Origin of the sequence: Candidatus Vallotiella hemipterorum, assembly GCF_910593725.1 — a bacterium.
Classification (GTDB): domain Bacteria; phylum Pseudomonadota; class Gammaproteobacteria; order Burkholderiales; family Burkholderiaceae; genus Mycetohabitans; species Mycetohabitans hemipterorum.
Map to the genome: position 1 here is coordinate 14,312 of NZ_OU343031.1, position 13,365 is coordinate 27,676.

Annotated in this window: 8 protein-coding genes, 1 tRNA gene and 2 pseudogenes; 5 read left to right on the forward strand and 6 right to left on the reverse strand. The window is 44.2% G+C overall.

Translation table 11 applies throughout. The features are described from left to right. Positions 1–387: 387 nt before the first annotated feature. The 4 genes and pseudogenes from gyrB to KW136_RS04210 form a co-directional block, all read right to left on the reverse strand. On the reverse strand, positions 388–2,871 hold the full coding sequence (gene gyrB / locus KW136_RS00040; RefSeq protein WP_216796277.1) for a DNA topoisomerase (ATP-hydrolyzing) subunit B: 2,484 nt from the start codon (positions 2,869–2,871) through the stop codon (positions 388–390). Between the two features lie 98 nt (positions 2,872–2,969). Then, positions 2,970–4,076 (reverse strand): DNA polymerase III subunit beta, encoded by a 1,107-nt coding sequence (gene dnaN / locus KW136_RS00045; RefSeq protein WP_216796279.1) that lies wholly within the window; start codon positions 4,074–4,076, stop codon positions 2,970–2,972. A gap of 218 nt (positions 4,077–4,294) precedes the next feature. Next, positions 4,295–5,303: pseudogene (dnaA, locus tag KW136_RS00050) on the reverse strand (chromosomal replication initiator protein DnaA); the annotation flags it as partial. Positions 5,304–5,582: 279 nt separating this feature from the next. Further along, positions 5,583–5,833: pseudogene (locus KW136_RS04210) on the reverse strand (DnaA N-terminal domain-containing protein); the annotation flags it as partial. Between the two features lie 431 nt (positions 5,834–6,264). Here KW136_RS04210 and rpmH point away from each other — a divergent pair. The 5 genes from rpmH (at position 6,265) to mnmE (ending at position 10,461) form a co-directional block, all read left to right on the forward strand. Further along, positions 6,265–6,399: a 50S ribosomal protein L34 gene (rpmH, locus tag KW136_RS00055; protein WP_216796281.1), complete on the forward strand. Its 135-nt coding sequence runs from the start codon at positions 6,265–6,267 to the stop codon at positions 6,397–6,399. Positions 6,400–6,521: 122 nt separating this feature from the next. Continuing rightward, the gene (gene rnpA, locus KW136_RS00060; protein ID WP_216796282.1) at positions 6,522–6,899 is read left to right on the forward strand and encodes a ribonuclease P protein component; all 378 of its coding nucleotides are present in this window, start codon (positions 6,522–6,524) and stop codon (positions 6,897–6,899) included. Positions 6,900–6,996: 97 nt separating this feature from the next. Beyond that, positions 6,997–7,227: a membrane protein insertion efficiency factor YidD gene (gene yidD, locus KW136_RS00065; RefSeq protein ID WP_216796284.1), complete on the forward strand. Its 231-nt coding sequence runs from the start codon at positions 6,997–6,999 to the stop codon at positions 7,225–7,227. Between the two features lie 30 nt (positions 7,228–7,257). After that, a complete protein-coding gene (gene yidC, locus KW136_RS00070; RefSeq protein WP_216796286.1) occupies positions 7,258–8,919 on the forward strand; it encodes a membrane protein insertase YidC in 1,662 nt (553 codons plus the stop codon). 150 nt (positions 8,920–9,069) lie between these two features. Continuing rightward, on the forward strand, positions 9,070–10,461 hold the full coding sequence (gene mnmE, locus KW136_RS00075; RefSeq protein ID WP_216797337.1) for a tRNA uridine-5-carboxymethylaminomethyl(34) synthesis GTPase MnmE: 1,392 nt from the start codon (positions 9,070–9,072) through the stop codon (positions 10,459–10,461). A 610-nt stretch (positions 10,462–11,071) separates the two neighbouring features. Here the strand turns inward: mnmE and KW136_RS00080 are convergent. Both KW136_RS00080 and KW136_RS00085 read right to left on the reverse strand, forming a co-directional pair. Next, a tRNA-Lys gene (locus KW136_RS00080) sits at positions 11,072–11,144 on the reverse strand. A 383-nt stretch (positions 11,145–11,527) separates the two neighbouring features. Further along, entirely contained in the window at positions 11,528–12,541 is a 1,014-nt protein-coding gene (locus KW136_RS00085) for a D-2-hydroxyacid dehydrogenase family protein (RefSeq protein WP_216796288.1), read from the reverse strand. Positions 12,542–13,365: the final 824 nt, after the last annotated feature.

Here is a 13,365-nt window from a genome sequence, read left to right on the forward strand (position 1 = left end):
CATCGCCCTCGTAATAAAGAAGCGCAGTGCTGCAGTTGTGTATGGGAGCGAGATACGGGGAACTCAAGATTTTTCTAGTAAAGAATTTAGGTGTATAAAATCAGTATACTAGTTTGTATATCTTCCCGTAGAACTACTAAGATATTCCTGTATTCCTGTACTGATAGCTAATGTACCTAATTTAGAGACCGGAAAGTCGTTAACAAACAAAGCATATAAAAACGCTTTAACCTGTTAATTCGTAAAAAAGTCGGCATAGATGCCGTCACAGCATAATTTACAGTATAGATTTATTTTTTATTTTTTGATAGCGAATAAAAAAAGAAAGACCTAAATTTTTTAGTGATAAAAACTTTTTAGGGGATATATATTTATGCGTTATATGCCTTAAGCGTCAATATTCCCCGCTCGTAGCGCATTGCTCTCGATAAACTCGCGTCTTGGCTCTACGTTATCACCCATGAGCGTTGTAAAGATTCTATCGGCGGCGATCGCATCTTCGATCTGAACCCGTAGTAAACGACGCTCAGCTGGGTTCATTGTAGTTTCCCACAGCTGCTCTGGGTTCATTTCGCCAAGCCCCTTGTAGCGCTGCTTCGATACGTTACGCTCTGCATCCGCAATTAGCCATTTTATTGCGCTTTTAAAGTCTCTGATAGCTATCATCCTATCGCCACGCTTGATCATTGCACTAGCTCCTATAAGCCCTTTAAATATATGGGCAGTATTCGTCAGCCGCTGGAAGTCTGATGTTAGTAGGAGCTTTTTATCAATAATTGATGTTTTAGAATTACCGTGATGTTGTCGATCGATGCGTATCGAATGCAACTCACCTACAGAGTCATATTGTGGTGAAATCGATACGTCTACCTTGAGCGCACTATCATGTAGCTTATCCTGTAGCGCTCTTGCGGTTTGACACGTCGTATCGGCAGATGTTAGGTCGATAGTCACGCCGTCTATGACCGCCTCAAGAAAAGCTTTATCATAGAATCTGCTCAGCCGATCCACCACTGCTTGAGCAAGTAAATACGAGCACGCAAGCTCACCTAATTCAGTACCGGCAATCGGTACCACGCCTTTTGATGGCACTAGCTCCGCGCCACGTAATGCTAGCTTAAGCATATAGTTATTTAATTCATTCTGATCTTTCAGGTAATGCTCATCTTTTCCAGACTTTAGCTTAAATAGGGGCGGTTGTGCGATATAGACGTATCCTCGCTCGATTATCGAGGGCATTTGCCGATAGAAAAACGTTAGAAGTAACGTGCGGATATGTGCGCCATCTACATCTGCATCAGTCATAATAATGATTCGGTGATAGCGCAATTTATCAAGGTTATAATCATCCTTGCCGATCCCACAACCTAGGGCGGTAATAAGTGTAACAATCTGTTCGGACGAGAGTAGTTTATCATATCGTGCTTTTTCAACGTTTAGTACTTTTCCGCGAAGTGGTAGAATAGCCTGAAATTTACGATCACGGCCCTGCTTTGCAGAACCTCCTGCCGAATCACCTTCCACAATATGAATTTCAGATTTTGTCGGGTCTTTTTCCTGGCAATCAGCTAGCTTTCCAGGTAAACCGATACCATCTAGCACGCCTTTACGGCGCGTCATCTCTCGAGCCTTACGTGCAGCGTCTCGTGCTCTCGCGGCATCGATAATCTTTCCGCAAATGATCCTCGCATCGCTAGGTGTCTCAAGCAAGTATTCTTCAAGAGCTTTTGCTACGATTTCCTCGACTGGAGCACGCACTTCTGAGGACACTAGCTTGTCCTTCGTCTGCGAACTAAATTTCGGCTCCGGAGCTTTAACACTAAGTACACATGACAGCCCTTCTCGGATATCGTCGCCAGTTATTTCTATTTTTGCTTTTTTTGCGATATCAGTATCGGTAATATACTTGTTAATTACACGTGTTAATGCTGACCGAAGCCCTGTCAGATGAGTTCCGCCATCCCGCTGTGGGATGTTATTCGTAAAGCATAAGACAGTTTCATTGAAGCTATCGTTCCACTGCATTGCGATCTCGATGCCGACACCGTCTTTTTCGCCGATGACATGGAATATGTTATGATGCAATATCTGCTTGGTCTTGTTAATGTATTCTACAAAACCTTTGACGCCGCCAGAAAGCGCGAAGTTATCTGATTTTCCACTACGGTGGTCCGTTAACTGAATTCTTACGCCATGATTTAGGAATGATAACTCACGTATGCGCTTGGCGAGGATGTCATAGTGATACGCAATAGTTCCAAATATTTCTTCGTCTGCCAAAAAGTGCACTTCAGTACCACGGTTTTTAGTATCCCCAACGAGAATCATTGGCGAGACTACTTCATTATTACGTCTCTCGAATACGCGATCTCGTACAACGCCTCGATAAAATTCGAGTAAATGCTCCTTACCGTTTCGGAGCACAGTGAGCCGTAGCCATTTGGATAGCGCATTAACACATGATACACCGACGCCGTGCAGACCGCCTGACACCTTATAACTGTTCTGGTCAAACTTGCCTCCAGCGTGCAACTCAATCATTACGATTTCGGCCGCACTGCGCTTTGGTCTATGCTTGTCATCGCGCTTAATGTCAGTCGGGATTCCTCTGCCATTATCAGTTACAGAGATTGAGTTATCTGTATGGATAACGATATGGATATCATTGCAGTGTCCGGCAAGTGCTTCATCAATCGAGTTGTCGAGTACCTCAAATACGAGATGATGTAGACCGGTACCATCTGAGGTATCTCCGATATACATGCCCGGACGCTTTCGTACAGCCTCAAGACCTTCTAGAATCTGGATCGAGGACTCATCATAGCCATTATCCGCATTTGGTTTTTCTTGCGGATTTTGCTGTTCAGTCATAAATTTTCTGATTCCCTCATACTACTTAAATATTAAATAAATATTAACTTGACTAGCCTGGATTTTGTAGACTTCCTAAGTCATTTCTATGATGCCAATCATATGCGCATTGGCATTACTACGTACTTAAAGTGTTTATTCTCGGGGATTGTAATTAACGCGCTTGATGTTGCATCATTACCTAATGCAATCTCGATTATACGGGTCTTTAAGTTCGCTAGCACGTCTAACAGGTATATAACGTTGAAGCCTACATCCAGCGTATCGCCATGGTATGCTATTTCTAGCTCTTCCTGCGCCTCTTCCTGATCAGTATTAGTGGATAAAATTTTGAGCTGGCCAGGTGCGGCAATACATCGTACACCTTTAAATTTTTCTGACATTAGAATTGCCACCCGCTGCAAGGAGTGCTGCAATTCATCGCGATCTACTATAAAAATATTTTTATAGCCTTTCGGAATCAAGCGCTGGAATTCCGGGAATTTACCCTCGATCAGTTTAGACACAAGTTCTACTTGACCGAATATAAATTTCACTTGCATAGGTGCGATATTAATTGTTAGCGGGTCATCGCTATCTTCCAGCAGCCTCTGCACCTCAAGAATCGTTTTTCGGGGGATGATAATTTCCTGGCGAGTAAATGCCCTATCCGTCTTCATTGATGCGAACGCAAGGCGGTGACCATCGGTCGCTACGGCCATGAGCCTATTACCATCGACTACTAAAAGCATCCCGTTTAAATAATAACGAATGTCTTGCTGTGCCATCGCAAAATAGACCATCCCGAGCAATTGCTTAAATGTTTTCTGTGATACAGATAAGCTGGCGCCGAAGTTTTTTATCTGCGCTAACATCGGAAATTCATCGGCCGATAGCGTCTGCAGTACGAACCGACTTTTTCCAAACTGGACGATAAGCCGTTTTGCAGATAGTGTGAGAGTGACGTCACCGATTGGCATCGCACGCAGAATATCGACAAGTTTACGTGCGGCCACTGTTGTAGCTACCCTCTCATCTCCGATTCCAAAGGCGGCTCGTGTAGTAATTTGCAATTCAAGATCAGTAGATAGGAATGACACGTCTGGACCATTCTTGGATATAAGCAAATTTGCAAGGATAGGCAGTGAGTGTCGGCGTTCGACAATGCCACTGACCGTCTGTAACGGACGCAGCAAAGTATCCCGTTCGGTCTTTACCAATTCCATAGAATTCCTTCTTGATATAATAGTTTATCTACTCCGCATTGCCACGTGTAGCGACTAAGTTTTAGCTTGTCGCCCATAAGATTTTCTATGGTGCCTAAAAAACGTTTAAGTCTACTTGACGAACATAAACACCTAGTTTTCTAGGAAAACTCTGAATAAAAAGTAATAATAACTAGGCACTACATGCTGTCACATGTAGTTTATCCTTTAAGCGTTTGCTAGAGTACATGTAACTCGTAATTCAGCTGCGTATCTCTGCCGCGCTTATTGGAAATTTTGCGCACAGCGTGTAACACCGCTGTATGGTCGCGACCACCAAATAATTCTCCGATCCCAGGTAAGCCCTTTTGTGTTAGCACTTTAGCCAAGTGCATAGCGATCTGATGCGGTCGAGCAATATTAGTTGGACGTTTTTTAGAGTACATCTCAGCGACCTTAATGTTATAGAAATCGGCGATGATCTTTTGAATATTTTCAACTGAGATTTGGCGGTGTTGCACTGTTAGAAGATCTTGTAGCGCCGATTTAGCTAGATCGATTGTGATTTCACATCCATGGAATTTTGAGTATGTAAGAATCTTCCATAATGCCCTCTCAAGATCCCGTACATTTAACCGTAGGTGTTGCGCGACAAAAACGCGACATTATCGTTTACTGAAACTCCTTCAGAATGCGCCTTGCGCATTAAAACAGCAATCCGCATCTCTAGCTCGGGCGGCTCGATTGCCACTGTTAGACCGGAGTCAAAGCGTGAAATTAATCGGTCATCTATGCCCTGTATTTTTTTCGGATACATATCGCCAGTAATTATTACTTGTGCCTTATTTTCGGCTAGTGTCTCGAATGTATAAAAGAATTCTTCCTGCGTATCTGATTTGCCAGAGAAGAACTGAATATCGTCGATTAGGAGTAAGTTAAGCGAATAGAGTAGTATCGCTTGAACTTGTCGAATGTCTTTCTCTAATACTCCTTTACCACATCACAGACATACTGCTCCGCATGGATGTATCGAATCCGAGCGCTAGCTTGGTTACTCATAAGTTTGTTGCCGATAGCATGAATCAAGTGTATCTTTCCAAGACCAACACCGCCGTATAGGAACATAGGATTATACGAGACGCCTAGATTATCAGTAACCTAGATCGCCGAAGCGCGAGCTAGCTGGTTCGTACCGGTAACAAAATTTTCTAACGTGAGTACTGAATTAAGCTTAGGGCGCTTGTATGTCAAATCTGTATCAAGCAACTGCATAGGCATTCCGAGGCGGGAATTAAGCGATACTGCTGTAGTTTTTTTTACATCCGGGTTAAGAAAATCGAGGTTCGCATTATTATTTACGATCGAAGCTCTAGATGTGCTGAGAGCATGCTCTATTGTCAAGTAAAGAGTAGAGACACTAGCTAGTACGGCAGCCCGCTTTCTCGGGGCCGCCGCAATGACTACGTCTATAGCACTGGCAAGTGTTCCGCTGCTTACGATCCTTTAGACAGATTCCCTTGGTTTATCTTTAGGATCTAGGATGAACTTTACTGTCACTGGATGCTTCCAAAAGTCCTGCGCTAAATCGGCTATACGCCCCAAGAACTGGCTTTTCGCCCAGTTGAGCTTAAAGCGGTTTGGCGCAGCGATGCGCACTATATTTGCCTCAACATCGAAGTCAACGAGCGCGAGCGGCTTGGCTTAATCCACGTTACGTACTGCTGAGGCGTTAGCTTACGCGATAGTAGGGTTAAGCAATGTTGTCAGAAATCGTTCATGTGGTCTGTTATGGTGCGCGACGTTGTACCGGCTGCAACACTCGACGCGAATAGAACGATTTTCGTCAAAGTTTCTTCATAGAGTTGCATGCAAAGCTATGAGTCTAGTCTAGCCGTAGATGCATAAAGCATTTCGGCGACTGAGGTAGTATGCTAGTTTATTAGGATAACCTGAGATTCTACCGCTAAATGTGGCAAGCTATATTAGCACGTCGTTGTTCACAAGCTAATTGTGCTCCATTGTTCGGGGTACTGGAGACAATACACTACAACAGTAAGCGCAAGACATTGACTCCGTAAAGAAAAGAGGTTCAAATGGAAGATCATGAAAAAATCAAATTTAAAGTCTAATATGTAGTATTCCTATTGCGCTAACTTTATAGATTTTTTCAAAACACGCTTCGGCTTATCCTCTAACGAATGAGAGCAACATGAAACGTACCTATCAACCGTCCGTGACCTCTAGAAAACGCACCCACGGCTTCCGCATTCGCATGAAGACCGCTGGCGGCCGTAGAGTTATTAACGCGCGCCGCGCGAAAGGTCGTAAAAGGCTAACCGTCTAAGTAATCGATAGTTGTCAGAGAGCTAGCTGGGTTTTTGTATCAATGTCGAGCTATATACGGTATGTATTAATGATGCACGGGCAGCGCATCTGAGAAGGCTTTCTAGAGTAGAAGACTCCAAAATGGGGATAACACTCGTCAGTTTCCCGAAGACCGCAAGGTTGCGAAAAACGGATGAATTCTCATCCGTTTTTCGTTTACGCCCATGTGCGCGTTCAGCGCACTTTATGCTATATCGCCGTCCTACCCAGCAAGCTGCGCGGCTTGGTGTAGTGGTTGGAAAAAAACAGGCACCCCGCGCGGTCACGCGAAACCTAGTGAAGCGACTAGTACGCGAAGCGTTCAGACTGCGGCGCTTAGAGTTGACTGGCTGGGACGTGCTGATCCGGCTATCACATAAGATTGATCATGAGCACTTTTTAAGTGCTGGATCTGTGGCGCTTACACAGATGCTGCAAGAGCAGATTGAATATTTAGTCGCCCATGCGGTCGCTTGTTGAACTAGCTGTCGTACAGCTATTCGGGTAAATATAGCGTCGACGAGTGCGCGACACTGCGGACTAGCGGGCGCATTTATCTTAATCAGATGGTCATGATATGCAAACAGTGTTAATCACGCTTCTGCACTTTTATCAGCTTGCTGTAAGTCCTTGTCTTGGGGGGCGATGCCGTTTCTACCCTTCATGTTCTAACTACGCTTTCGAAGCAATCCAGTATCATGGCATCAGATATGGAATCTATCTAGCAGTAAAGCGGTTATGCCGCTGCCATCTGTTTTCGGCGGGCGGTGTCGATTCTGTACCCCCAGTCCGTTCCAGTAGGCGCTAGTTGCTCAGTTAATTCATCACGAGACAACGCATGGATATAAAACGCACTGTTCTATGGGCTATCCTCTTCATGTCAAGCGTTATGCTCTACGATAACTTTCGGAAAGACCATGGACGTCCGTCGATATTCTTCTTGAACACTCCACCTACTCAGACGGCTCCTTTAGTGGCTCTAAACCCGACTATAATTGGGTCGAAGCCAGTAGATCTGCCTCAAACCGATAGGGTAATTAGTGATCGTAGCAACCCGAATGCTGCTCAGCCTTCTTTTCAGCAAAGGCGGATCCACTTTAAGACAGACGTATACGACGGCGATATCAGTACTGTAGGCGGAACATTGTCGCGATTATCGCTTATTAAGGGCAGTGGAAGGCAGCCCGACCTATACATTACGCTGTTTGATCAGACGGCTAATCATACATACCTAGCTCGCACTGGCCTGATTGGCGGTGATTTCCCAAACCATAACGATATATTTGATGTCGTGCCGGGTGTAACGTCGCTTTTAGATGGTGCTAATACGATGTCAGTCAGCTTCAAATCACCGAGCAAAGGCGGTGTAAAAGTTATAAAAACTTATACATTCACTCGAGGAAGCTATGTAATTAAGGTCGATACGAAGATAGAGAATGTTAGCAATATCCCAGTGCAACCGACCATCTACATGGAGTTAGTGCGCGATAATACTTTAGTTGAGACACCGCGGTTCTCTAATACATTCATCGGCCCAGCTGTCTACACTAGGCAGCATAAATTCCAAAAAATGAGCTTTTCGGATTTAAGTCAGGGAAAACAAAACTATGCGTCTTCGGCTTATAACGGCTGGGTTGCAATGGTGCAGCACTATTTCGCTTCTGCGTGGATTCCAAGAGAAGGTACGCTACATCAGTTTTACGCAGATAACTTTAGTCGTAATCTGTATCGAGTTGGCATTAAGGAGCCAGTAAAAAGCATCGCCCCTAACGAGAGCATACATGTAGTTGCTCGTCTATTCGCCGGCCCGCAGGAAGAGCGTAAGCTACAGCAGATTGCACCGGGCCTCGAATTGCTCAAGGATTACGGTTGGGTGACGATTATTGCGAAACCACTGTTCTATTTGCTCGAGAAGATCCATAGTTTTATTAGTAACTGGGGTTGGTCAATTGTGTTGCTTACGCTATTAATTAAGGCGATTTTTTTCCCGCTTTCAGCGGCTAGCTATAAATCCATGGCTCGAATGAAAGAAATTACACCGCGTATGAGACAGCTTCGTGAACGTTTTAAGAGCGATCCACATAAAATGAACGAGGCCCTAATGAGGCTATATAAATCTGAAAAGGTGAACCCGTTTGGGGGCTGCTTACCGGTTGTGATTCAGATCCCTGTATTCATCTCTCTATACTGGGTCCTTCTCTCATCAGTCGAGATGCGTGGAGCACCGTGGGTGCTGTGGATCCATGATCTATCCCAGAAAGATCCATACTGTATCTTACCTGTGTTGATGGCGCTATCAATGTTAGTTCAGACTAAGCTCAACCCAACGCCGCCTGATCCAGTACAAGCAAAGATAATGATGTTCATGCCGATTGCGTTTTCTGTAATGTTCTTTTTCTTCCCGGCTGGACTAGTGCTGTATTACGTCGTGAATAATGTGTTATCGATCGCCCAGCAGTACTACATTACCCGAATGATAGGCGGCGTCAAGAAAGCTTAAGCATATAGATAATAAACTAGCCTAATGCGCCATGCTCTATGTGCCACTTTGAACTAGCTAAGCTACCTCTCAGAGAGAGTCTATAGAGACTATTATCTTGTCTTAGCAAATTCGTATAGCGCGGTGGAATCCGTATCCCAATTTATTTTAATAATGTATACCGATTCTGATCCAATTATTGCAATTGCTACGGCACCTGGTCGCAGTGGCATAGGTATAGTGCGTGTCTCGTTCGGCTCCGCTGGGGCTGAGGGCGCTGCACAGTTAATGAACGCGTTATTTCATGATCAGCTTAAACCTCGCTATGCCGTCTATGTGCCATTTTTTGATGCAACTGGCGTGCCGCTAGATCGCGGTATTGGTCTATATTTTCCAGCACCTCATTCGTACACGGGCGAGCACGTCATTGAGCTACAGGGGCATGGTGGGCCAGTCGTATTGCAGCTTATTCTGCGTCGATGCTTGGATACAAGCCACGCTATCGGTATGCGGCTAGCGCAACCAGGCGAATTTACAAGACGCGCGTTCCTAAACGATAAGCTCGATCTCGCTCAAGCTGAAGCCGTAGCAGATCTGATTGAAGCTAGTACGGAGGCGGCAGCGCGCTCAGCCGGTTATTCGTTAGAGGGGGCATTCTCTCGTGATGTCCATCAGCTAGTCGACGCAGTTGTAGACCTGCGGATGCTGGTCGAGGCGACCCTTGATTTTCCCGATGAGGAAGTCGATTTCTGGGAGGCGGCCGATGCGCCTGGTAAACTCGCGCATATTTGTGATGCCTTGTCGACTGTTCAGCGCGATGCAAAACAAGGTGCGCTACTGCGGGAGGGGCTGTTAGTTGTACTTGCTGGACAACCAAATGTTGGTAAGTCTTCTTTGCTTAATGCCCTAGCGGGTGCCGAACTAGCGATTGTGACGCCGATTGCTGGTACAACACGGGATAAAGTTATGCAAACAATCCAGATTGAAGGCGTCCCGTTGCACGTAATTGATACCGCCGGCCTACGCAATACACAAGACGAAGTAGAGCAGCTTGGTATTGCGCAATCATGGAATGAGATTAAGCGATCTGAGATCGTGTTACATCTACTAGATGCTTGTAATAGTATTAGCGAGGAAGACCGCGCAATCGCTAAGCGGTTTCCTGTCGGTGTTCCAGTAGTACGTATTTTTAATAAGATTGATTTAGCCGGCATCCAGCCAAATGTACGCGATTCTAAGGATGGTGCCGCGTGTGAGATTAGTTTATCAGCAAAGACGGCGATGGGTATCGAGCTGCTGCGCGCAGAATTGCTGCGCATTGCAGGATGGCGAGTGTGCCAGGAAAGTGTCTACCTAGCACGGGAGCGTCATTTACGTGCACTGCATGCAGCTAGTGCACATTTGACAGCTGCCACAGAGCACGCAGTGTGCAATTTACACGCACTTGATTTATTTGCCGAGGAATTAAGACTAGCACAGGTACAATTAAACACTATCACAGGCGAGTTTACATCGAATGATCTGCTGGGAGCAATATTTAACCGATTTTGTATCGGAAAGTAATATGGTATGGAGCCCGTAAATATCTATTTACTTCTTAATACCTCTTAAGGCTTAGACAACATACGGACTTATACAGACAGCGCATAGTATGCTGTTATATTGAAAGGCGACACAAAACGATTACTAGTAATACGCATAATCTATATCTACTCAAATTAGTACATCGACAAGAATAACGCGTAGTGATCCGGAGCGATACTGGTAGTCTATATTGGTGTTGATTTATGTTTATGTATCAGCGATCGGTGAGTTGAGAGCGGTAGTGTATAACACGTATGGAAGAGATACGAGTAAAAAAGAGGAGCCATGATATATAGCTGTTTTACAGAAAATTCAACGACTGGTTTAAAACCATACGCCATAAGCCGTAAACCGGATAAATTTGCTGTTATTTAAATTCTTTAACAACAATGTCTATGCTTTCTCTACTTCAGACTCCAGACCGAGAGTCTATTAGAGATAGTTCTACTTTATATCGAAAAATTTATAGATCACTTATAGTCGCCTAGATAAGGCGCTTTAAGCGAGCGACCTAAATTAATTAATTAAAATTATTTACTTATATAGAATCTGGTTCTAATTTACTTTGCTTATATGTGACTAATGTCAGTGGGGCGTGAGTGACTCGAACACTCGACCTACGGATTAAGAGTCCGCTGCTCTACCAGCTGAGCTAACGCCCCCGAAGGGTTGTATTGTAGCAGGCTTTTATAACGTGTATATATTTTGCACTAGATGTTGTGTGCTATTGACACCCGTATAATGGCTGATAATGCGCCTTCCTATAACTCCAAATAAAACTCTGAAGCCTATAAAGTTATTCTCCTATTTTTGCTCTATTATTTTTACGTAGGACGCACATCGATAATCCGTTGGTCTACATCGTCTAATCTAACTTACCTAAACCCAAAAAATAGCCCCTTAATAGGGCTAACAGTAATAGCCAGAGTAGTCGATGATCTATTTATCTAGGCTAACGTACTGCAATTAAAAGCCGAAGAAGCGCCGAGCAAGGATGCAGTTATGCAGGTAGCGTTATTCAATTGAGTTACTATAGAGGTGGGTGTCAGCGGCGAATCTGTGCTGTCAGTGATTCGGGATTAACGACATTTTGTATATCGCCGCCTAGATAGGCAAGAATACTATTAAACGCCGCTCGGAAATACAATTCATAGCTCTCGCGCTCTACACAACCAATATGAGGAGTACAAATAGCATTTTCCATACGCAGTAATGGATATCCCTGCAAAAGAGGTTCGCTTTCGAATACATCTACAGCGACCATACCAGGTCGCCCTTTATAAAGAGCTGATACGAGGGCATTACCCTCAAGTAGTTCGGCATGGCTCGTGTTGACGAATAATGCTGTCGGTTTCATTTTCGTTAAATCGTGGACAGTTATAATTCCTCGAGTCTCCTCATGTAACCGAAGATGTAGGCTTAGTACATCGCTCTCGGCAAAAAGTTGTTCACGTGTCTTAACCACTTCAAAACCATTTTCTTTAGCCGCTTGTAGCGAATGTTCTCGTCCATAAATCAATACAGTCATGCGAAATGCGCGCCCGTAGTTAGCGACAATCTGGCCTATTTCCCCGTAACCCCAAATTCCTAGCGTCTGCCCACGTAATATTTGTCCGAGCCCAAAGTTTGGTGGTAGCGCGGTTGTTCGCAAACCTGATTGTTGCCAGGCACCCTGCTTCAGGTTTGAAACATACTGAGGAATGCGACGCTGCGCTGCCATAATCAGCGCCCATGTCAATTCGGCAGGAGCAAAGGGTGAGCTTATACCCCCGAGTACCGGGATGCCTCGCTCATTACACGCATTTAAGTCTAGGTGGCTAGAGACGCAGCCTATCTGGCTAATGACTTTCAACCGAGGTAGTTTATCTAGTAATTTCGGCGTAATTCCCGTGTGCTCACGGAGCAATACAAGCGCTTCGACCTCCGCAAGTCGACTAACTAATTGTCCAAGACCGCGCACCGTGTTGTTAAATACTTTAACCTCATGCTCAGCGAGTAGTTGAAAGCAGTCAAGTTTACGGATAGCGTCTTGATAGTCATCGAGAATGGCAATCTTCATGGGGGGGGCTTTAAAACGGTGCGGTATTGTAGGGTGCATCACATGCACTATGGATGGATTACTATGGAGATATAGGAGATCCGTTTTTATACATACCAGTGATAATACGTAGTATTAAGAACTCAGTGGCTTTCAATTTTTACGGCCCGTATAGGATCGATGCGAGTCACATATTAAAATAATATAAGCTAGAAAATTGCAGCGCCTAACATTTGTTATAAATCTGCCTGTCTAGGCGTGATTCGTATGGTTAGTATTGCAGAGCTCGTGCTATTTATTACTTATAAGAATGGAAATAATTTTATAAATCAACTTAACTAAAAAACGCTGATATTATAATATTGACATTTATTAAACACCACAAGCCGTGAAATACAGTTCAATATTAATATTAGCTGGGTGCTCAACCCGTGTAGATCTGATACGCTTGTCATTCAATAATACAAATACGCTCTTCACCGCCCTAACCCCGAAGGAAGAGGTATAGGACTAGAAACAGTAGCTTTAGATGATTTTAAGATAGTTCTGTAAAAAGTGTTTTGGATAGGCAGCCTATTAGAGATTCCGCCAACTTTAAATCTATAACTAAAGATATGCAACTACTCCTCGCATTTCGGAAATATCAGCGCTGAGCTGTTAGTATAAAAGCGACACATTGCTAAAAATCGGTTGCGTGTACTGTATGTCCATAGGAGCACAGTGCAATAAATTCCTAGGTGTATTAATAGGGCATACACACGGTGTAGTGCATGTTGTAGTTTCACAAGAGCTATAAGGGTAATAAATGTACAAACCTGGAATTTTTATATCATCTGTTTGGAGGT